The organism is Neobittarella massiliensis (ex Bilen et al. 2018), assembly GCF_014269355.1.
Classification (GTDB): Bacteria; Bacillota; Clostridia; order Oscillospirales; family Ruminococcaceae; genus Neobittarella; species Neobittarella massiliensis.
In genome coordinates, this window is the sequence record NZ_JACOGI010000001.1 from 741,673 (window position 1) to 763,092 (window position 21,420).

Below are 21,420 nucleotides of genomic sequence, written 5' to 3' on the forward strand. Positions count from 1 at the left end.
GTGAGCGGGCGGGACAGAGGAGGAGAGACCATTGGCCAGAGCGAACACACGCGACATGACCACCGGCGGGGTGACCGGGCACATACTGCGCTTTGCCCTGCCGCTGCTGGTGGGCAACATCTTTCAGCAGTTTTACAATGCGGCCGATTCCATCATACTGGGGCGGTTCGTGGGCAAGCGGGCGCTGGCGGCGCTGGGGGCGGCGGCGCCGGTGATGAACATCGTCATGTTCACCATCATCGGGCTGTGCACCGGGGCCTCGATCTTGATGGCCACCTTTTGGGGGGAGGGGGACATGAAAAAGTGCCGGCGGGAGTTCTCGACCTGCGTGCTGGCGGGGCTGGGCTTTACGGTGGTGGTATCGGTGCTGGCGGTGCTGCTGACCGGGCCGGTACTGCGGCTGATGCAGACCCCGCAGGAGCTGATGGCGGGGGCCAAGCAGTACCTGGCGGTGGTGTTTGCCGGGCTGGTGTGTACCTTTTTGTATAACATCTACACGGCGGCGCTGCGGGCGGCCGGGGACTCGGTCTCACCGCTGTACTTTTTGGTGCTGTCTTCGGCCATCAATGTATTGCTGGACCTGTGGTTTGTGGTGGGGTTAGAGCTGGGGATCGCGGGGGCGGCGGTGGCCACGGTGCTGGCGCAGGGGCTGTCGGCGGTGCTGTGCTATTTTTACACCGCCAAAAAGATGCCCCAGCTGCACCTGCGGCGCCGGGACCTGGTGCTGGACGCCGGGCTTTTGCGGCAGACGGTGGGGTACAGCCAGTCGGCGGCGCTGCAGCAGACCTGCTTTTTTATCGGCAAGCTGCTGTTGCAGGGGGCCATCAACCCCATGGGCACCGACGCTATCGCCGCCTTTAATGCCGTCAGCCGCATCGAGGGCTTTGTGCTGGCGCCGGGCAACAGTATCGCCACCGCGGTGACCACCTTTATTGCCCAGAACAAGGGGGCCCGGCGCACTGACCGCATCTTTGCCGGTTTTCGCCGCGGCTGTGTCATGGCCTGGAGCTACGGCGCGCTGATGGTGGTGAGCATGTACCTGTTGGCGGCGCCGTTTACCGCCCTGTTTGTAAATGCCGGCGAGACGGCGGTGATACAGCAGGGGGTGGCCTATATGCACGCGATGGCGCTGTTTTACATCATGCCGGCCATGGGCGACATGATGCAGGGCTTTTTCAGGGGCATCGGCAAACTCAACGTGTCGCTGTACGGCACCGTTTTTCAGATCGCGATTCGGGTGTCGCTGACCTACCTGCTGGCCGGGTCGCTGGGGCTCATCAGCGTGTGCGTGGGCACCGGCACCGGCTGGACCGCCTTTTTGCTGGTGCTGGCGGTGCTGTACCGGCGGGAGAAAAAGAAACTGCTGCAGCCGGCGCCGCAGCGGGCAGAGGTGTGAGCCGGTACCGGGCATATAGAGAGCACCCGCCCCAGGGACACGCTGTCCCCGGGGCGGGTGCTCTGTTTTTTAGCTGCTCGGCACAGCGGGTGCAGGTGCCCCCCTCCGGCGCTTTTTGGGGAGCGGTGCACGTTTGGAGAGCGGGGCCGGCCGCCGCGATCTTTTAGCGCCTCTGGCGGTCAGGTCAGAGACGGGCCTCGATAGCGGCGATGAGCGTTTTGATGGCCTTGATGCGGGCGAACTTCTTGTCGTTGGACTCGATGATGTTCCAGGGGGCAAAATCGGTGGAGGTGTAGCGCAGCATGTCGTTGACGGCGATCTGGTGCTGGTCCCACTTCTCGCGGTTGCGCCAGTCCTCGTCGGTGATCTTCCACTGCTTTTCGGGGGTGTTCTGCCGGTCGTTAAAGCGGCGCAGCTGCTCGTCTTTATCGATGTGCACCCAGAATTTGACCACGACAGCGCCCCAGTCGTAGAGCTCGCGCTCGAACTCGTTGATCTCGTTATAGGCGCGGTGCCAGTCGGCCGGAGTGCAAAAGCCCTCGACCCGCTCGACCATCAGCCGGCCGTACCAGCTGCGGTCGAAGATGCCCACGTGCCCGTCTTTGGGCAGACGAGTCCAGAACCGCCACAGATAGTGGTGGGAGAGCTCGGTCTTGTCGGGGGCGGCGATGGGGACCACCTCGAACCCGCGGGGGTCAAGAGCGGCGGCCACCCGGCGGATGTTGCCGCCTTTGCCGGCGGCGTCCCACCCCTCGTACACCACCACTACCGGGCGCTTTTTGGCGTAGAGCTGGTTGTGCAGCTTTTTGAGCTTGCGCTGCTCCTCTTTGAGCACCACCTTGTACTTGTCGGGGTCGATGGTCTTATCGAGGTCGACCTCCTCTAGACGGGGGACCTGCACCAGCCTGAATTTTGGATCGATGGCGATGGGGCCCACCGGCGGCGGGTCTTTTTGCAGCGCCTGTTTTTTGGCGATGGCGGCGGTGATCTGTTTGATGAGGATCTGGTAGATCTCGGCCAGGGCGGCATTTCGGTCGTTGCAGCCGATGGCGTGCCACGGGGCGTAACTGGTGCTGGTGGCCTCGAGCATCTCATCGAAGACGCGGTAGTAGTCCTCGTAGTGCTTGTTTTGGTACCAGTCGCGGTCGGTGGCGCGCCAGCGGGTGCTCTTTTGCTCGCGCAGGTCTTCCAGCCGTTTTTTCTGCTCTTTTTTGCTGATGTGCAAAAAGAATTTGAGTACCAGACAGCCGTCGTCGACCAGCTGCCGCTCGAAGGTGAGGATGCTCTTGATGCGGGCGGCTACCGTTTCGCTATCGAGCTGCTGCTCGATCTTTTCGACCGATACGCCCTGATACCAGCTGCGGTCGAAGATGGAGATGTCGCCCTGACGGGGCGTTTTGGACCAGAAGCGCCACAGGTAGGGGTAGCGCTTTTCCTCCTCGGTGGGGGAGACGGTGGAGTAGACTTTAAAGCCGCGGGGGTCGAGATTGAGGATGATGTCGCCGATCTTGCTGCCCTTACCGGCGGCGCTCCACCCCTCGAACAGCACCACCACCGGCAGCGCGTTTTGCTTGACCGACTGCTGCAGCACACTGAGCTGCTGCTTGAGCTTGGCGGCCATGGGTTTATACTCCTCTTTGACCAGCACTTTTTGCAGGTTTACACTGTCTAACACAAAAACACCTCCTGGCGCAAATTGACTAAAGCAGAAAACGGATATTAAAAATATTTTAGCACATCCTACTGAATGACACAAGTGATTTTGCGCTGGGGAAGATCGGCAGATAGAAAGAGAACCGGCAGTGCGGCTAAAAGGACTTTTTGCACACAAAAAAGCGGCTTTAAAGCCGCTGGGAGCAGGGGAAGTCATGTTTTTAGGGGCACCGCTCAGCTCTCGTGGCTGTCGCGGCTGTCGTGGCGCTTTTGGTGGGCCCGCAGGATCTTTTGATAGATGGCCATGCCGGCCAGCGACAGGAGGCCGGTGGCCAGAAACACATACAGCGAGTGGGCGGCCCGCCCCTGGATGAGCAGGTGCCCGGCCAGAGTCGAGGTGACGATAGAGGGGATGCGGGCGATGGTGGAGATGAGCAGAAAGCGCGGCAGGGTGATGGGGGTGAGACCGGCCACATAGGTGAGGATATCTTTGGGGGTGCCGGGGATAAAGAACAGCAGGAACACCAGCCGCTCGAAACGCCCCTTTTCGGTGAGGAAGTGGAGCTTTTGCAGTTTTTCGGCGCTGAAAAAGCGCAGGGCGAAACCTTCGCCCAGCCAGCGCACCAGCAAAAACACCAGCGCCGAGCCCACCAGGCAGCCGAGCATGGCCAGCCCCAGGCCGGGCAGCGTGCCGTAGAGGATGCCGGCCAGCACCTCCAGCGGCTCGCCGGGGAGGAAGGCGATGACGACCTGCAGGATCTGCAGGGCCAGGTACATAAAGGCGGCCCCGGCGCCAAAGCTGTCGAGATAGGCCGAGATCTTTTGGGCGGCGCCGCGCTGGCCCAGCAGCCGCACTGCCGGCCACAGTGCCCACACGGCGGCGGCCAGAAGCAGGGCGATGAGCACCAGCGCGGCCAGTCGCCAGAATTTTTTGCCACCGGTGCGCGGGTGGGGATCTGTTTTTTTGACGGACAAGAAAAACACCTCCTGCGGCAGATAGGGGGAGAGGACCTTTGCGGCTATGCCGCCGGGACAGACGCCGGAGCGGGGAGCGGCCAGAGTCTGGAATGAAAATGTGTGGTTATAAATTTTAGTAAAAAATGGAAAAGGCGGTGAAGGTGCTGGCCGAAAAAACCAACGGTCCCAAGAACTCTCTGGGGTAACTGGCGGCGACGGTGCCAAACTAGTACTGTCGCACAGGCAGGAGGAACCATGAAAAAACTGATCGGTCTCTTTATGAGTTTGGCCACTTGTGCCCTGCTGCTGGTGCCGGTATTTGCCCAGGGGAGCTCTCACACCGTTACGGCGGAAGATGTGATGGACAACATAAACCTCGGCTATAAAGTCGAGTATGTCCGCGTCTCGGACTTAGGCGACGAAAGCGCCGAGGCGAGCATCAACCGCCAACTGGAAGAGAGCGCCCGCGACAGCATGCTGCTGGCAATCTCACAGAGCAATGTCATGACTTATTCTGATTCCCGCGCAACCGGCGAGTACCACCAGAGCGTGACTCGCCAGACCAAAGACCTGATAAGCGTCAAGACCAGCCGCGACTTTTCGGTGGGAGAACACAAGATCTACAGCGATAAGTCGGGGCAGGTATTTGACGCCCAGACCGGCGCAAAGCTGCGTTTGAGCGAGCTGTTTAACAATTCGAGTGACTATTTGAAGATAGTGAAAAACGAAATGAAAACACTCGTCAACCAGCCCCTAGACGTCGACGACGAATGCTCCTTCTATCTCACCGATACCGAACTGGTACTGGTGTGTAAACAGGGGGAGGAGGACAGCCAGGACCTGCGGGCCTACGAAGTGCCCATAGCCCTGACCGACCTACAGGATGTACTGAAACCCCAATACCGCTAACACATTGTGCGACATGTAAAAAAGACGGTCTGCCGGTGCGGTCTCTGCCCGCCGGAGACCGCCTTTTTTTGTGCGGGCAGCTGTTTACCGAGCCTGACCGGTGCAGTAGTCGCCGCTTATGCCGGTGATGAGCACCTCTCTGATCTGCCCGGCAGCCAGACCGCTGCCGGTGACGAGCACCTGAGTGTAGTTTTTGGTGTACCCCTCGAAGGTGTCGGGTTCCACCTGGCGCTCGAGCAGGACGCTCTGGGTGCTGCCCACCTGCTGGGCGCAGAACTGGCGGTGCAGCGTGCCGACGGCGGCGGTGAGGCGGGCGCCGCGCTCCTCCTTGACCTTTTTGGGGATCTGGTCGGGCATGGCGGCGGCGCGGGTGCCTTCGCGGCGGGAGTAGGTGAACACGTGTACCCGCGAAAAGGCGATCTTCTGCACGAAGGCCAGCGTGGTGAGGAAGTCCTCCTCGGTCTCGCCGGGGAAACCGACGATAACGTCGGTAGTGATGGCGGCACCGGGGAACTGGGCCCGGATGCGACGCACGATATCGGCGTATTCGGCGGCGGTGTAGTGCCGGTTCATGCGGCGCAGGGTATTGTCGCAACCGCTCTGCAAAGAGAGGTGGAACTGGGGGCAGAATTTGGGCTGGGCGGCCATGCGGCGCAGGTCCTCGTCGGTGAGCAGCTCGGGCTCCAGCGAGCCCAGGCGCACCCGCTCGATGCCGTCGACGGCACAGGCGGCCTCCAGCGCATCGACCAGCCGGCGGCCGGTATCTTTGCCGTAGCAGGGCAGGTTGATCCCCACCAGCACCACTTCGCGGTAGCCGTTTTGGGCCAGCGCGGCGAGCTCGGAAGTGATGTCGGCCAGCGCCTTGGAGCGCACCCGGCCCCGGGCCACGGGGATGATGCAGTAGGAGCAGAAGCGGTCGCAGCCGTCTTGCACCTTGACGAAGGCGCGGGTCTTGCCCTCGAACCGCTTTACCTGCATGGGCTCGAAGCGGTCGTGGCCGGTGTAGGGGGTGATGGCGATGGTGCTGTGCACGGGCTCGTCGGTGGGCAGCACCGGCAGCGCGCTGCTGCCGGCGCCGACCCCGCGGCGGGCGAGCTCGTCTAGAACCAGCTCGACGATCTGCCCCTTGTTGGCGGTGCCGGTAATGATGTCGGCTCCGCTCCCGGCCGCCTTATCGGGGAAGGCCTGGGGGTAGCAGCCGGTGAGCACCACCAGACCGTGTGGGTTTTCGCGCCGAAAGCGGGCCAGGCGGTTGCGGCTCTTTTTGTCGCCGGTGGCGGTGACGGTGCAGGAGTTGACCACCAGCACCTGGGCCGGCTGACCGGGCTCTACTACGGTAAAGCCGGCGTTTTTAAATTGGGCAATCATGGCCTGGGTCTCGTACTGGTTGACTTTGCAGCCCAAGGTGTAAAATGTGACATCCATACTCTGTATCAGGCCCCGGGCGGGGCCGCTCCTTTTTGACATGGTGTGCGTGCCGGCGGCATAGAATGGTAAGATGCCGGCGTTTTGGTGTTGACCGGTCACAGAAAGACAGCCGCTTATAGGTGGCGGCGGGCAGCCGGGGTCGACGATGCGCCGAACGGCGGCAAAACAGACCGTAAAAAGCGGACATATACGCCGGTGAATTGACGGACCATCTAGTTTTATACGGGGAATATTGGATAAAAATTAGCCATTCAGGACAAAATATCCATTGCCAAATCTGTGACAATCCGCTATAATATGGTATAGAAAGATGGGAGGCCTACGTAATGACACACGTCAAGGTATTCTTTAAAAGCGCCAATGATATCAAGCTCTTTATCCACAAACTCTCTGGCTACGATGCCGCTGCCACCATCGGTGACCCCGAGAACCGGGTCAACGCAAAATCTATCATCGGTATATTCAGTCAGGACCTGTCAAAGCCGCTGACGCTCAATATCGACTGTGACCACTGCCCGGAGGTGCTCGACGATATCAGCGAGTTCATCGTAAAAGAGGATGACCGGTAGCTGGGTGATCTATGGTCTGTCGGCCACTTTCTATTGTATCAAAACTTTGCGCGTACTGCCACTGTTTGGGGGCAGTTTTTGCTGTACTTGAGAAAAGAATACAGGACAGAGGACAGCCGCCAGCTGCGGGAACGCAGCGGCGGCTGTTTTTTGCGCGGAGATGTTCTGGTGTTCTGGCCGCAGCGGGTGTTCGCGCCGTGGGTGCGCTGCGGATAGAGAGACGGGCATATTTGAGTATGGCGGCGCCGCGGAGCGCAACACGGGGGACATGAAGAGATCTTTTTGGTGCCAGAGAACTGCTGTGGTGGCGGCCGGGGTGTTGTTGGGGTGTTGTTGGAGTGGTTTTGGGTGATGTTGGGGTGGTACACCGATGTTTGATGGTGACCGGTCACACGGCTCCTGCCGGCCAATTAAGACTGATAGATGGGGTAGTTGTTTTGCCTGATGGGGGAGAGGTGGTTGTGGGGGCGGCCGGTCGAGCGGGCGTGTGGAGGGCCGCGGCAGTGCCGTCCCACGTGCCGACAGTACGGAATGGGCAATATGGACCGCTGAAAAGCAGGGGCATGAGGAGCCGAGCTTGTGCGGATGGGGGCGGACATCGACATTTTGTTTTGCGCCGTGTGCGGGCGGATACAGTGGCGATTGGGCACAGCAGGCCGGGCGCGCCTGGGGCATCTTACCTCGACTTTGGAGAAAGACGGTGCAGAATTGGTCTGTTCGCAGAGAGGGGCGCGGGGGTGGCCGGCGGGGGAAGAACGGTAGAGCAGAGAGAAGCTGTTCGCACGGACACCGGCTCGCTGCCGGCGGGACGTGCTGTGCAGGTGTAGGGCACTGCCCGTACTGACTGAGGGAACTGTGTAGTTTTAAAGTGGGACGGCGACTGGGGTATAAGTGCTAGGTAGCGGGAAGGGGTGTGGGGCGCGCAGCTTGGGATATTGCTGCTGGCAAGAGCGATAAGGAGCCAGAGGCAGGCGGTTTCCAAGCAGAATACAGATGTTTTTTGTTTTTGCACAAAAAGGGCTGGTGCCGGCGAGCGAATATGACGGCATCTCAAAAAGAAAAGACAAAATATGAGGGAATTCGCCAATGGAAATACCGGGTGGCAACGTGTAAAGTAAAGGTATAGATTATGATCTTTTTATAGGTGCACACCGTCTGGTGCGACGGCCCGCGATAGGAAACGCGGTGTCGGGCTGCCTGCCGCAGTTTTTGGGGGCACGTTTGCGGACAGAGGATAGGCTGGGCCTTCGGTGCACGCTTACTTTTGCCTGGAAAGTGGAGGAGAAAAAATGGTAGTGATCGGCATAACCGGGGGATCTGGTTCGGGCAAGACGACGTTGACACAGCTGCTGGCGGCGCATTATCGCTGCCCGGTCATCTGCCACGACTCGTACTACAGGCCGGAGCTGCGGCAGAAAGATACCGAGGTAGAGGACATAAACTTTGATCATCCGGATGCCTATGACACGGCGCAGCTGGTCGATGATCTGAAACGGCTGCGGGCAGGTGGCATGGTAGAAGTGCCCATCTTCGACTATGTAAATAGTGTGCGCACAGGCGAGCGCGCCAAGATCACCGCCCCGGATACAGTGCTTTTAGAGGGGATCCTGATCGCCCAAGACCCAGAATTGCGGCGGCAGATGGACCGCTGTTTTTACCTGGATCTGCCCGACGATATACGCTTGATCCGGCGGATACAGCGGGATATGGAGAGTTGGGGCGGCAATTTGCAGAGCACGCTACGGCGCTATCTACAGTTCGTGCGGCCCATGTACCGCCAGTTTGTCTACCCATCGCGGGTGTACTGCACGGTGCTCGACGCCATGCGTGAGCCGGCGGTATTGTGCGAGCAGGTGCGAAGAGACTGCGCCGGTGAGGGGCCAGCGGGGCGCTGAGCGTGTTTGAGAGCTGATGTGAGCGGTGACCGAGTTGTAAACTGAGCGGCGGGTAGGGGGGGGGCGGGAGCCCCTCTTTTGAGTGTGTGTGAGGTGACGGCGGGCAGGGGGCGGCCAGATGGAGGGCGGGGCATACAAAAAGTCAAAACAGGACGACTTTTTTTAAAGCGGCGAACATAGACTTGCACCAGAGGTGATTTGTATGAGACGCATGTGTGCTGCCGCTATGGCGCTTTTACTGTTCTGTTCGCTGCTTTTGCCCCTGTCTGTCCTGGGCTATGAAGGGGTGACGACCACTGACTTTCCGCTGCTGGACGAGGAGACCGCCCAGCCCACTGCCGGTATCGCTGCACCCGAGGGGGATCTGGCGGTAGCGGCCAAATCGGCTATTTTGCTGGAGCAGTCTACCGGGACGGTGCTCTACGAGATGGACGCCGACGTGCAGATGCCGCCGGCCTCGATCACCAAGGTGATGACGCTGCTGCTGGTGATGGAGGCCATCGACGCCGGCAAATTCGGCTATGACGACCAGGTGAGCGCCAGCGAATACGCCTGCGCTATGGGCGGCAGCCAGATATGGCTGGAGCCGGGGGAGACCATGACGGTGGATGAGCTGCTCAAGGCCACGGCCATCTCGTCGGCCAACGACGCGGCGGCGGCGCTGGGCGAGTATGTGGCCGGCAGCCCGGATGCCTTTATCAACATGATGAACGAGCGGGCGGCCCAGTTGGGTATGAAGAACACCCATTTTGTAAACCCCAACGGGCTGGATGCGGAGGGGCATGTGTCCAGCGCCCGGGACATCGCCATCATGTCCTGCGAGCTGCTCAAACACCCGGACATTACCAAGTACTCCACCGTGTGGATGGACTCGCTGCGGGGCGGGGCCACCCAGTTGGTGAACACCAACAAGCTGGTGCGCTTTTATGAGGGAGCCACAGGGCTCAAGACCGGCACCACCGACGGGGCGGGCAGCTGTCTCTCGGCCAGTGCCACCCGGGGCGGGCTTTCGCTGGTGGCGGTGGTGATGGGCTGTGAGACCTCCAACGACCGCTTTGCCAGCGCCCGCACGCTGCTGGATTACGGCTTTGCCAACTACGAGATGGCCGAGCTGAAGCTGCCTGAGACCGCCCCGGCGGCGCTGAAAGTGAAAAACGGCACCGAGCAGGCGGTACAGCTGGTGTACCAGTCCAGCGGTAAGTTCCTGGTGAAAAAAGGCAGCGCCGACAAGATCACCCAGGAGATAAAGCTGGCCGAGACGCTGACGGCGCCGGTTGAAAAGGGGCAGAAGCTGGGCAGCTGTGACATTGTGCTGGAGGGGCAGCGCATCGGTGGATATGACATCGTAGCTAAAAAAGCAGTGCCCAAAATGGATTTTTTAACAGGCTTTTCAAATTTGTCTAAACAGTTATTTATTATGAAATAAAATGTAAATACTATACAAAAAGCCGAACATCACGGTGCTGTTACTTGACAATATTGCTTACGTATACTAAAATGAATACATCAAATAGGGGGGATGTCCAATGTCAGTAAAACTGAATACCAAGTACTTAAGATCCTTTGTTAGACCCCACGAACTCGACGGTTTGGCACCGCTGGTGGCGGCTGCTCACCAGCAGGTACACCAGAAATCCGGCCTGGGCAACGACTTTTTGGGCTGGGTGGACCTGCCTTTCTCTTATGACAAAGAGGAATTTGCCCGCATCAAGGCGGCGGCTGAGAAGATCAAAAATCAGTCGCAGGCACTGATCGTCATCGGTATCGGCGGCTCGTATCTGGGCGCCCGGGCGGCCATCGAGTACATCAAATCCAACAACTATAACGCCCTGAAAAAAGATACCCCGAACATCTACTTCGTGGGCAATACGATCTCACCGGCCTATCTCAATGATATCCTCTCGCTGGTAGATGGGGTGGACTTCTCGGTCAACGTCATCTCCAAATCCGGCACCACCACCGAGCCGGCGCTGGCGTTTCGCGTGTTTAAGGAACTGCTGGAGCAGCGCTACGGTGTAGAGGGAGCCAAGGAGCGCATCTACGCCACCACCGACAAGGCCCGCGGCACTTTAAAAGAGCTGTCGGACAAAAACGGTTACGAGACCTTCGTCATCCCCGACGATGTGGGCGGCCGTTTCTCGGTGCTGACGGCGGTCGGCCTTTTGCCCATGGCGGTGGCCGGCTGTGACCTGGAGGCGGTGATGGCCGGCGCCCAGGACTCGGCCAAGGCGGCTGAGGACCCGGACCTTGACAAAAACGACTGCTATCGGTATGCGGCGATCCGCAACCTGCTGTACAACAAGGGCTACAGCGTGGAGGTGCTGGCCGCATACGAGCCCAGCTTCCGCGAGATGTGCGAGTGGTTCAAGCAGCTGTACGGCGAGAGCGAGGGAAAAGACAACAAGGGGCTGTTCCCGGCCAGTGTCATCTTCTCGACCGACCTGCACTCGATGGGCCAGTATATCCAGGATGGCCGCCGCCAGCTGTTCGAGACAGTCATCGACCTGCAGCAGCCCAAGAGCGACTTCTTTATTAAGGAAGACGCCAGCAACTTTGACGGACTGAATTTCCTGGCCGGGCAGAATATGTCCAGCGTGAACAAGATGGCCATGCAGGGCACCATTTTGGCCCACGTAAAGGGCGGTGTGCCCAACGTGGTGCTGGAGCTCGAGAAGATGGACGACTACTCCTTTGGCTACCTGGTCTACTTCTTCGAAAAAGCCTGTGCGATATCCGGCTACCTGCTGGGGGTCAATCCCTTTGACCAGCCCGGTGTAGAGGGGTACAAAAACAATATGTTCGCGCTGCTGGGCAAACCCGGGTACGAGGAGCTGCGGGCAGAGATCGACAAAGAACTGGCAGAATGATGGCGAGCGCGCAGTCAGCGCGCCCCCCATTTAAAAAATAGGAGGTTACCACAATGATAAAAATAATCGTAGGAAGCAGAGGCTCCGGCAAGACCAAGACTCTCATCGACCAAATCAACGAAGCGGCAAAAACCTCGGCGGGCAACGTCATCTGTCTGGATAAAACATTAAAACTGCAGTACGATCTGGCGACCAATGTGCGGCTGGTGGATATCGACCAGTACGGTATCAAGGGCTTTGGTGAGTTTTTGGGCTTCGTGTGCGGGCTGATGGCCGGCAACTACGACATCACACACATCTTTGTGGACTCTATCTTAAAAGTAGGCGGCGCCGAGAAAGACCTGGATGGTCTGGGCGTGATGCTGGGCGAGATCGACGAACTCAAAGACGCCAAGGACATCGAGTTCGTGTTCACCGTGTCGGCCGAAGAGGCGGCACTGCCCGAGAGCGTGAGAAAGTACCTCTGAGGACCTGATTTTGAGGGGCGGTATCTCCCGATCTTTGGGGGCCGCACCGCTGTTAAAGTAAAGAGAGAGCTGCCGGTAAAATGAGCCGGCGGCTCTTTTTTGTGCGGGGCCGCTGGGGCCGCCGAGGCAGGCGGCCGATATGGACTCCGGGCCGACAGCATCCGGTGCGGCGGGCTGCGGCAGCGGTAGGCGGACGGACATACGGCGGCGGGAGACGGCATATTCTGGTTGACGGGAGAGGGAAAAATCGGGTAAAATAAGGTGCCTGATAATACGTGAGATCAAAGGAGGAACTGACCGTGATAAAAGCAGCGATCGTAGGCTATGGCAATATTGGCAGAGCAGTGCTGGAGGCGGTGCGCGCCGCCGAGGACTTTGAGCTGGTGGGCCTGGTGCGCCGCAGCGCCAGCAGAGAGGGGCTGCCGCCGGAGCTCGAGGGCGTGGAGATCGTCACCGATATCTGCGACCTGAGCCAAAAGCCCCAGGTGGCTATTTTGTGCACCCCCACCCGCGCCGTGCCCCAGTACGCCAGCGACTATTTGGCGATGGGCATCAACACGGTGGACAGCTATGACATCCACACCGGTATATGGGATCTGTGCCAGCAGCTGGACCCGGTAGCCAAAGAAAACGGCGCTGTGTCGGTGATCTCCTGCGGGTGGGACCCGGGCTCGGACTCGGTGGTGCGCACCCTGATGCAGGCTATTGCGCCTAAGGGTATCACCTACACCAACTTTGGCCCCGGCATGAGCATGGGCCATACGGTGGCGGTAAAGGCCATCGACGGGGTGGAGAACGCGCTGTCGATGACCATCCCCACCGGCACCGGCATCCACCGGCGCATGGTGTATGTGCAGCTCTGCCCCGGGGCAGACTTTGAGACGGTGAAGCAGGCAGTGCTGCAGGACGACTACTTTGTGCACGACGAGACCCACGTGCAGCAGGTGGACGATGTTGAGGCGCTGATCGACACCGGCCACGGGGTGAACCTGGTGCGCAAAGGTGTTTCGGGCACCACCCACAACCAGCTGTTGGAGTTCAATATGCACATCAACAACCCCGCGCTCACCGCCCAGGTGCTGGTATGCGCCGCCCGGGCCAGCTTTAAGCGCCAGCCCGGCTGCTACACGTTGATCGATATCCCGGTGGTGGACCTGTTGCCCGGCGACCGCAGCCAGTGGATCCCCAAGCTGGTGTAAGAGATAAAAATGAGAAGGCGGCCCCGGAAAATGCCTTTTTGACAGCGGTAAGGCGGCAAAAATGGTGGATTTTTGCAAACGCCGGTTGACAAAGCGGGGGCTGGTCTATATAATTAATCTGTGGCGGACTAAGGAGTCATTATGCTTATCGATTTAAAGAGGTTGTTTGCCAGTGAGGGCGAGGTAGTAGATATCGACTACACGCTCGCGGCTGCGCAGAGCGACCTGACGGGTACTGTCCCCGACCCGGTCGAGATACACCTGAAAGGTGTGGCGCAAAACAGGGCGCAGATCGTCGAGATCCGCTTTGGAGCGCACTTCACCGTAAACAGTGTGTGTGACCGGTGTCTGGAGCCGCTGACACGGGTATTTGACTACCAATTTACCCATGTTCTCACCCAAGAGGTGATAGACGGCTTTGAGGAAGATATCATTGTCGACGGTGATAAACTGAATCTGGACAGGCTTGCACTGACCGACATACAGCTGGAATTCCCACTCAAACTTCTGTGCTGTGAGGACTGCAAGGGGTTGTGCCCCCAATGTGGTGCCAACTTGAACCGCGAGAGCTGCAACTGTGACAAAGATCCCATAGATCCCCGCCTAGAGGCTTTAAAAGAGCTATTGCAATAGGTTTTTTATGACACCAAGGTTAAGGAGGTGCTGACCATGGCGGTACCAAAGAGAAAATCGTCCAAAGCCAGACGCGACAAACGGCGCAACAATGTCTGGAAATTGGATATGCCGGCATTTTCCAAATGCCCACAGTGTGGTGAGCTGAAGACCCCTCACAGAGTTTGTGGAAACTGCGGCTACTACAAAGGCAAAGAGATCATCAAAAAAGAGGCGTAAGCGACTTTTTTGGGTACGAGAGGAGAGGGTTTTGGCCCTCTCTTTTTTCGTGAGACAAAGGCGGCGCACATTCGGCCACAAATGGTTATATTGTGCGGGCTTTTATGATATAATAACTTCAATATACAGCGGTGGGACCGCTTGTGGTACAACTGGAGAAATGTAGACATGGCAGTGACGGTAAAACAGGTGATAGAGGGCTCGCTGGCCCAGGAGCTGGGTATCGTGCCCGGCGACAGACTGCTAAAGATAGACGGCAACGAGATCGGGGATGTGCTGGACTACCAGTTCTACGCCCGCGAGACCAGCCTGACACTGCTTTTTGAGCAGGCGGACGGCCCGTTAGAGGCGCTGGTGGAAAAGGACGAAGACGAGGATCTGGGACTGGAATTCGAGACCTATTTGATGGACAAGCAGCACAGCTGTACCAACAACTGTATTTTCTGCTTTGTGGACCAGATGCCCCAGGGGATGCGGGAGAGCCTGTACTTTAAGGACGACGACGAGCGGCTCTCGTTTTTGTTTGGCAACTACGTGACGCTGACCAACCTGAAGCAAAAAGAGATCGACCGCATCATCAAGATGCACATCAGCCCCATCAACATCTCGGTGCACACCACCAACCCCCAACTGCGCTGCCGCATGATGGGCAACCGCTTTGCCGGGCAGAAGCTCGATTACATCCGTCAGCTGGCGGCGGCGGACATCCATATCAACTGCCAGATCGTTTTGTGCCCGGGGCTAAACGACGGGGAAGAGCTCACCCGCACCATGACCGACCTGTCGGCGCTGTGGCCCAGCGTGTCCAGTGTGGCGGTGGTGCCGGTGGGGCTGACCGGCTACCGGCAGGACCTCTTTTCGCTGCAGCCGTTTGACCGGGAGACTGCCGCACAGGCGCTGGATACCATCCACCAGTTTACCGACGGCTTTTTGGCTGCCCACGGCACCCGCCTGATCTACCCGGCCGATGAATTTTTTGTGCTGTCGGGCCGCGAGCTGCCGGGGACAGACTACTACGGAGACTTTGAGCAGCTGGAAAACGGCGTGGGCATGACGGCGCTGCTGCTGAGCGAGTTTAAAGAGGAGCTGGCCCGGCTGCAAGAGGACCGGCAGCCGGTGCCCTGCGACCTGGTCACCGGGCAGGCGCCCAGCGCCTATATCCACTGGATGGTGGAGGAACTCAGAAAACACTACCCGGACCTGGCGTGCCGGGTACACGTGATCGAGAACAACTTTTTTGGCGGCAACATCACCGTGACGGGACTCGTCACCGCCACCGATATCATCGACCAGGTGCAGGGTAAGCTGCTCTCGCAGCGCATGTTGGTGCCCAGCTGTATGCTGCGCCACGAGCAGGACAAGTTTTTAGACGACTGCACCAGAGAAGAGCTGGAGCAGCGGCTGGGCGTTTCGCTGCGGCTGGTGGAAAACGACGGATACGACTTTATAGAGGCCGTTTTGGGAGGTAACTAGATGGCAAAACCAGTAGTGGCGGTAGTGGGACGCCCCAATGTGGGCAAATCTACCCTGTTTAATAAACTCATCGGGCGGCGGCTGTCCATCGTGGAGGATACCCCCGGTGTGACCCGCGACCGCATTTACAGCGACTGCAATTGGGGAGGGCGCACCTTTATGCTGGTGGATACCGGCGGTATCGAGCCCCAGTCGGACGACATTATTTTGTCGCACATCCGCCGGCAGGCCCAGCTGGCCATCAGCAGCGCCGACGTGATCGTTTTGGTCACCGACCTGCGCGACGGCGTCACCGCCACCGACCAGGAGGTGGCGGCCATGCTGCACAAATCGGGCCGGCCGGTGGTGCTGTGTGTGAACAAGTGCGACTCGGTGGGTGAGGTGCCGGCAGAGCTGTATGAGTTTTACAATCTGGGGCTGGGCGACCCCATCGCCGTCTCCTCGGTCCACGGCCACGGCACCGGCGATCTGCTGGACGCGGTGGTGGATCAGCTGCCCGGCAGCGCCGAGGAGGACGAGGAGGACGAGGCCATCAAGGTGGCCGTCATCGGCAAGCCCAACGCCGGCAAGTCCTCGCTGGTCAACCGCATTTTGGGCGAGGACCGCATGATCGTATCGGACATTGCCGGTACCACCCGCGACGCTGTGGACTCGCGGGTGGAAAACCAGTACGGCCAGTTCGTATTTATCGATACCGCCGGCATTCGCCGCCGCAGCAAGGTGGATGAGTCGGTGGAGAAGTACAGTGTGCTGCGGGCCTTTATGGCGGTGGACCGGGCCGACGTGGCGGTGGTGATGATCGACGCCACCCAGGGTTTTACCGAACAGGACTCAAAGGTGGCCGGCTACGCCCACGAACAGGGCAAGGCCTGCCTCATCGCGGTGAACAAGTGGGATCTGATCGAAAAGGACACCCATACCATGCAGAGTTTCCGCAAAAAGCTGGAACAGGATTTCTCGTTCATGTCCTACGCGCCGATCTTATTTATCTCGGCCAAGACCGGACAGCGGGTGGATAAGCTGTATGAGACGATCGTAAAGGTGTATGCCAACAACTCCCGCCGCATCAGCACCGGCGTGCTCAACGATATTTTGGCCAGTGCCACCGCCCGGGTACAGCCGCCCACCGATAAAGGCAAGAGGCTGAAGATCTACTACATGACCCAAGCCTCGTCGAACCCGCCCCACTTCGTGTGCTTTGTCAACGACGCGGAGCTGTTCCATTTTTCGTACCAGCGGTATTTAGAGAACCAGATACGCGACGCCTACGACCTGGAGGGCACCCCGGTGCGGCTCTCGGTCCGCCAGCGGGGCGAGTAAGACTGACAGGAAAAGGGGTGTATGGCGGTGTTTGAGCTGAAAAATTGCCTGGGTATTGCCGGGGTGATGCTGTTTTCGTATTTGTTGGGCAGCATCTCCTTTGCGGTGCTGGTGGGCAAACTGTTTTTAAAAGATGATGTGCGCAAGTACGGCAGCCACAATGCCGGCATGACCAACGTGCTGCGCACCGCCGGCAAAAAGGCGGCGGTGCTCACCGCAGTGGGTGACCTGGGCAAAGGCATGCTGTCGGTGGTGGTGGGTCGGCTGGTGTTTGCGCACATATTGCACGTAGAGCCCATGTACGGCGCCTATCTGGCGGCCTACTGCGCGATACTGGGGCATATCTTTCCCATCTATTTTCACTTTAAAGGGGGCAAAGGAGTGCTCACTTCGGCCGGGGCGGCGGTGCTCATCGACCCGGTGTCGGTGGCCATTACAGCGCTGATCTTTGCCGCAGTGACCTTTACCTCGAAGATCGTATCGCTGGGGTCGGTGGTGATGGCCATCTGCTACCCGGTGGTTACATATTTCGTGTCGCTGGCGTTTGGCCGCGACCCGGTGCCGCTGACGGTGTGCGCGGTGATCTTTGCCGCCATCATCATCTTTATGCACCGCTCGAATATCGGCCGGCTCATCCGCGGTGAGGAGCTGGGCTTTGGCAAGAAAAAGAAAAGAGAACCTGCCGACGAGCAGAAGAGATCGTGAGGGATTGAGATGGCACATATCGTGATTTTGGGTTCTGGCGGTTTTGGCGTGGCGCTGGCGGTTACCGCCTGCAGCTGTGGCCACCAGGTGAGCGTGTGGAGCCCCTTTGCGCCGGAGATCGAGACGCTGAGAGCCGACCGGGAGCACAAAAAGCTGTTGCCGGGCATAGCCATACAGCCCGAGATAGAGCTGGGTACCGACATTGCCGTAGCAGAGAAGGCGGATCTTTTGCTGTTTGCTGTCCCCTCCCATGCGATACGGCAGACCGCGCAGCGGGTGGCCGGGCATATAGCCCCCCACTGCACCATCGCCAGCGTGGCTAAGGGAGTAGAGGACGAGAGCTTTTTGCGGCTGTCGCAGGTGATAGAGCAGGAGCTGCCCCAAAACCCGGTTGTGGTGCTCTCCGGCCCCTCCCACGCGGAGGAGGTGGCCCGTGGCGTGCCCACCAGCCTGGTGGCGGCCTCGAAAAGCGGCCAGGCGGCGGAGTATGTACAGGAGCTGCTGATGGGCCCCAACCTGCGCATCTACTTAAACGACGACCTGGTGGGCGTGGAGCTGGGCGGCGCGCTGAAAAACGTGATCGCGTTGGCGGCCGGTATCAGCGACGGTATGGGCCTGGGCGACAACACCAAGGCGGCGCTGATGACCCGCGGGCTGTCGGAGATCGCCCGGCTGGGGGTAAAGATGGGCGGGCGCATCGATACTTTTGCCGGGCTGACCGGGGTGGGGGATCTGATCGTCACCTGTACTAGCATGCATTCGCGCAATCGGCGCTGCGGCCTGCTCATCGGGGCCGGTACCCCCGCCGAGCAGGCGGTACAGGAGATCGGCATGACGGTAGAGGGCTACCGCTCGACGCTGGTGGCCTACCACCTGTCGCAGAAAATGGGGGTGGAGATGCCCATCACCGAGCAGATGTACCGGGTGCTGTACGAGGGGGAGGACTGTAAAAAGGCAATTGCCAACCTGATGACCCGCCCCAAAAAAGACGAGACCGAGCAGGTGTGGTTCCATTGACGGTGGCACCGTCGCTGCGCCGCTATCTGGAAGAGCAGGTGCTGCCCCGCTACCGCGACTGCGATGCGGCCCACGACCTGCGCCACATTGAGGCGGTAATCGAAAACAGCTTGGAGATCGCCCGGGAGCTGCGTGGGCGGTATGCGCTCGATATCGATATGGTGTATGCGGTCGCCGCCTACCACGACATCGGCATCCCGCAGGGGCGGGCAGATCACCACCTGACCTCGGCCGCGGCACTGCGGGCCGACTGCCGGCTGCGGCAGTGGTTTTCACCGCCGCAGATAGAGACGATGGCCCAGGCGGTGGAGGACCACCGGGCCTCGGCCAAGGAGCGGCCGCGGTCGATCTACGGGGAGATCGTCAGCGAGGCCGACCGCACCCTGGACCCCGAGACGGTGGTGCGGCGCACCGTTTTGTACGGGCTGGACCACTGCCCGCAACTGGATTTTGACGGCCAGTACGCCCGTGCATGGGAGCATTTGCGCGGCAAGTACGGGCCCGGCGGCTACGTGAAGATGTGGCTGCGAACCGGTAAAAATACCCGCGACCTAGAGGCGCTGCGACAACTTTTAGACGATGCGCCCCGTTTAAAACAGATGTGCCGGCAGTTTTATGACACGGCAAAAAAAGAGGACCCACGCCGGTAAAAGGCGCCCACGCTGCATATGCGGCGGTGTGGGCGTTTTTTATTTAAAGACGAAAATGGGTGCTGCCGGCCAAGCGCGTATAAATAGAGGGTAAACCGCCACACTAACTCTGTAAACGAGTAAATGTGAGGGAGGGACCGCCAGTGAGCGAACAGACCGGACAGACGGCCCAGAAAAAATGGATACCGCCGCTCATCGGCGCGGTGTGCGGCGTGCTCAACGGCCTGTTTGGCGCCGGCGGCGGTATCGCGGCGGTACCGCTGCTCAAGTATAGTGGCATCGAGCTGAAAAAGGCCCACGCCACCTCGCTGGCGGTGATCCTGCCCATCTCGCTGGTGAGCGCGATCCTCTACATGATCAACGGGACGGTACAGTTTTCTCAGGCGCTCGTCTATTTGCCGGGCGGCTTTGTGGGGGCCATTGCCGGGGCGCTGTACATGAAAAAGATACCCGGCCAGTGGCTGCGGCGCATCTTTGGGGGCTTTATGGTGTATGCGGCCATAAGGCTGCTGCTGCGATGAGCTGGGTGATCGCGGTAGTCGCCAGTGTGATAGCGGGCTTTGTGAGCGCGCTGGGCCTGGGCGGCGGTGGGATCTTGATCCTCTACCTGACGCTGTTTTTGGATATGGGCCAAAAGCAGGCCGGCGGCATAAACCTCATCTTCTTTTTACCCATCGCGGCGGTATCCATCTTTATCCACGTGAAAAATAAGATGATCGATTATAAGTTTGCCCTAAAATGTGCGCCTTTTGGCATCGCCGGCGCCTTTTTGGGGGTGTGGGTCGCCGGTATGCTGAGCCCCAGATGGGTGGGAAAAGCCTTTGCCGTGCTGGTGCTGATACTGGGAATAAAAGAGCTGTTTTCGAAAACGCCGCCCAAGGAAAAGGACACAGAATAGACCGTGCGCTTTTGTGCAGGTCGGTGCTTGCAATGCGCGCCGGTAAACGGTAACATAAACGTATACCCAAAACGATTTTACTGGGAGGTATTTTTATGTTACAAGATGTAGTGAAGATCATGAGGGATTGCGGCGCCTTTTACCTGGCCACCTGCGACGGCGACCAGGCCAGAGTACGGCCCTTTGGCTCGGTTATGGCCTACGAGGACAAGATCTGGTTTTGCACCGGCAACAACAAGCCGGTATACGACCAGCTGGTAGCCTACCCCAAAGTGGAGATCTGCGCGCTGCAGGAAAACGGCGACTGGCTGCGCCTGTGCGGCAAAGCGGTGTTCTCTGACGACATGGGCGCCAAAAAGGCCATGTTTGAGGCGGACGAGAGCCTGCCGGAGATCTATGGCTCGCCCGAGGGCAAAGAATTTGTGGTGTTTTATCTGGACGGTCTCACCGCCAAGCTGTACCACGAAGAGGACGCACCCAAAGACATGCTGTAAAACGGGATGATGATCAAGAGGGGCAGCACTGCTGCCCCTCTTTTATGTGGTGCGCACCGGCTGGGTCAGCCGAGTGAAGATGTGAACGCTTTAGATAGTGAGGATAAAAGGCGCAAAAACTGCTCCCAACGGAGTTAAGATGGAGCTGGGCGGGGTGCTGGCGGGTGCGCGAAAGCTCTGTTCATCGGCGGAGCGCTGCGGCCGCGCTGCTCAAGCTCGCGTCAGGGGGTAGAGGGGCAGAGGGGCGACGGCCGCCCAGTGGCATCATTTAGCGTTATATAAGCGCTACACCGCGCCACACAGCGATGCAGCGCCGCACAGATAGCCCGGTGCAAAGTGGTGGGACAGAGGGGCAGTTTGCGCGGGTGCGACAAATTTAGAGAGATAAGCGGACAGGAGCTGTGGTGGGACTGCCGGTGGAGCAGGGGCAGCAGGTCTGGGACTTTTGCGGATATCTGTTGCTACAGAAGGACCTTTTGGCGATCGCCGGGCGCGTGTAGGCAAAAGGTAGGGCGGTAAAAGACCATTGTAGACAAAAATGCGGGACGCGGGCAGGGACAACAGCGGCGATGCTTTTGGCCTGTTTCTGGTATTTTTAGAGAGCGTTGGGGATGGTGCATTTTGCCGTGTGGTGGCAGAGGATGACCGGGAAGACAAGCTGCCTGATATAG

At 59.3% G+C, this 21,420-nt stretch carries 21 protein-coding genes; 18 read left to right on the forward strand and 3 right to left on the reverse strand.

What is annotated here, in order from left to right:
* Positions 1 to 31: 31 nt before the first annotated feature.
* A complete protein-coding gene (locus H8K20_RS03385) occupies positions 32 to 1,396 on the forward strand; it encodes an MATE family efflux transporter (protein ID WP_129589456.1) in 1,365 nt (454 codons plus the stop codon).
* Positions 1,397 to 1,580: 184 nt separating this feature from the next.
* Here H8K20_RS03385 and H8K20_RS03390 read toward each other — a convergent pair whose 3' ends face one another.
* Together H8K20_RS03390 and H8K20_RS03395 are read right to left on the reverse strand one after the other, a co-directional pair.
* Positions 1,581 to 3,071 (reverse strand): phosphate--AMP phosphotransferase, encoded by a 1,491-nt coding sequence (locus H8K20_RS03390; RefSeq protein ID WP_243562759.1) that lies wholly within the window; start codon positions 3,069 to 3,071, stop codon positions 1,581 to 1,583.
* A gap of 212 nt (positions 3,072 to 3,283) precedes the next feature.
* Positions 3,284 to 4,024, reverse strand: a complete 741-nt coding sequence (locus H8K20_RS03395; RefSeq protein ID WP_105205671.1) for a TVP38/TMEM64 family protein — start codon at positions 4,022 to 4,024, stop codon at positions 3,284 to 3,286.
* Positions 4,025 to 4,261: 237 nt separating this feature from the next.
* Between H8K20_RS03395 and H8K20_RS03400 the strand changes: the two genes are divergently transcribed.
* Positions 4,262 to 4,915: a hypothetical protein gene (locus H8K20_RS03400; RefSeq protein WP_105205670.1), complete on the forward strand. Its 654-nt coding sequence runs from the start codon at positions 4,262 to 4,264 to the stop codon at positions 4,913 to 4,915.
* Between the two features lie 84 nt (positions 4,916 to 4,999).
* Here H8K20_RS03400 and mtaB read toward each other — a convergent pair whose 3' ends face one another.
* Positions 5,000 to 6,340, reverse strand: a complete 1,341-nt coding sequence (mtaB, locus tag H8K20_RS03405; RefSeq protein ID WP_186487483.1) for a tRNA (N(6)-L-threonylcarbamoyladenosine(37)-C(2))-methylthiotransferase MtaB — start codon at positions 6,338 to 6,340, stop codon at positions 5,000 to 5,002.
* Between the two features lie 329 nt (positions 6,341 to 6,669).
* Between mtaB and H8K20_RS03410 the strand changes: the two genes are divergently transcribed.
* The 16 genes from H8K20_RS03410 (at position 6,670) to H8K20_RS03485 (ending at position 20,749) form a co-directional block, all read left to right on the forward strand.
* Positions 6,670 to 6,912, forward strand: a complete 243-nt coding sequence (locus H8K20_RS03410) for an HPr family phosphocarrier protein (protein WP_105205669.1) — start codon at positions 6,670 to 6,672, stop codon at positions 6,910 to 6,912.
* Positions 6,913 to 8,201: 1,289 nt separating this feature from the next.
* Positions 8,202 to 8,807: a uridine kinase family protein gene (locus H8K20_RS03415; protein ID WP_186487484.1), complete on the forward strand. Its 606-nt coding sequence runs from the start codon at positions 8,202 to 8,204 to the stop codon at positions 8,805 to 8,807.
* 202 nt (positions 8,808 to 9,009) lie between these two features.
* Complete coding sequence (locus H8K20_RS03420; protein WP_243206169.1) at positions 9,010 to 10,233, forward strand: D-alanyl-D-alanine carboxypeptidase family protein; 1,224 nt, start codon at positions 9,010 to 9,012, stop codon at positions 10,231 to 10,233.
* Between the two features lie 100 nt (positions 10,234 to 10,333).
* Positions 10,334 to 11,674, forward strand: coding sequence for a glucose-6-phosphate isomerase (locus H8K20_RS03425; RefSeq protein ID WP_186487485.1), 1,341 nt, complete (start codon positions 10,334 to 10,336; stop codon positions 11,672 to 11,674).
* A gap of 53 nt (positions 11,675 to 11,727) precedes the next feature.
* Positions 11,728 to 12,141 carry a hypothetical protein gene (locus tag H8K20_RS03430; protein ID WP_105205667.1) on the forward strand — a complete coding sequence of 138 codons (414 nt, stop codon included), beginning with the start codon at positions 11,728 to 11,730 and terminating at the stop codon, positions 12,139 to 12,141.
* 299 nt (positions 12,142 to 12,440) lie between these two features.
* Positions 12,441 to 13,340, forward strand: coding sequence for a diaminopimelate dehydrogenase (locus H8K20_RS03435; protein WP_306418982.1), 900 nt, complete (start codon positions 12,441 to 12,443; stop codon positions 13,338 to 13,340).
* Positions 13,341 to 13,481: 141 nt separating this feature from the next.
* Complete coding sequence (locus H8K20_RS03440) at positions 13,482 to 13,973, forward strand: YceD family protein (protein WP_154865675.1); 492 nt, start codon at positions 13,482 to 13,484, stop codon at positions 13,971 to 13,973.
* A gap of 36 nt (positions 13,974 to 14,009) precedes the next feature.
* Positions 14,010 to 14,192: a 50S ribosomal protein L32 gene (gene rpmF, locus H8K20_RS03445; protein WP_105205665.1), complete on the forward strand. Its 183-nt coding sequence runs from the start codon at positions 14,010 to 14,012 to the stop codon at positions 14,190 to 14,192.
* Between the two features lie 168 nt (positions 14,193 to 14,360).
* Positions 14,361 to 15,665, forward strand: a complete 1,305-nt coding sequence (locus tag H8K20_RS03450) for a DUF512 domain-containing protein (protein ID WP_186487486.1) — start codon at positions 14,361 to 14,363, stop codon at positions 15,663 to 15,665.
* Complete coding sequence (gene der, locus H8K20_RS03455; protein ID WP_105205663.1) at positions 15,666 to 16,985, forward strand: ribosome biogenesis GTPase Der; 1,320 nt, start codon at positions 15,666 to 15,668, stop codon at positions 16,983 to 16,985.
* 21 nt (positions 16,986 to 17,006) lie between these two features.
* On the forward strand, positions 17,007 to 17,690 hold the full coding sequence (gene plsY / locus H8K20_RS03460) for a glycerol-3-phosphate 1-O-acyltransferase PlsY (protein ID WP_243206170.1): 684 nt from the start codon (positions 17,007 to 17,009) through the stop codon (positions 17,688 to 17,690).
* A gap of 9 nt (positions 17,691 to 17,699) precedes the next feature.
* Positions 17,700 to 18,707, forward strand: coding sequence for an NAD(P)H-dependent glycerol-3-phosphate dehydrogenase (locus H8K20_RS03465; protein ID WP_105205662.1), 1,008 nt, complete (start codon positions 17,700 to 17,702; stop codon positions 18,705 to 18,707).
* A gap of 2 nt (positions 18,708 to 18,709) precedes the next feature.
* The gene (locus H8K20_RS03470; protein WP_186488192.1) at positions 18,710 to 19,357 is read left to right on the forward strand and encodes an HD domain-containing protein; all 648 of its coding nucleotides are present in this window, start codon (positions 18,710 to 18,712) and stop codon (positions 19,355 to 19,357) included.
* Positions 19,358 to 19,500: 143 nt separating this feature from the next.
* Positions 19,501 to 19,878, forward strand: a complete 378-nt coding sequence (locus H8K20_RS03475; RefSeq protein ID WP_186487487.1) for a TSUP family transporter — start codon at positions 19,501 to 19,503, stop codon at positions 19,876 to 19,878.
* A complete protein-coding gene (locus H8K20_RS03480; protein WP_154865673.1) occupies positions 19,875 to 20,255 on the forward strand; it encodes a sulfite exporter TauE/SafE family protein in 381 nt (126 codons plus the stop codon). Before H8K20_RS03475 ends, H8K20_RS03480 begins: the two co-directional genes overlap by 4 nt.
* Before the next feature lie 95 nt (positions 20,256 to 20,350).
* Positions 20,351 to 20,749: a pyridoxamine 5'-phosphate oxidase family protein gene (locus tag H8K20_RS03485; RefSeq protein ID WP_186487488.1), complete on the forward strand. Its 399-nt coding sequence runs from the start codon at positions 20,351 to 20,353 to the stop codon at positions 20,747 to 20,749.
* Positions 20,750 to 21,420 lie beyond the last annotated feature (671 nt).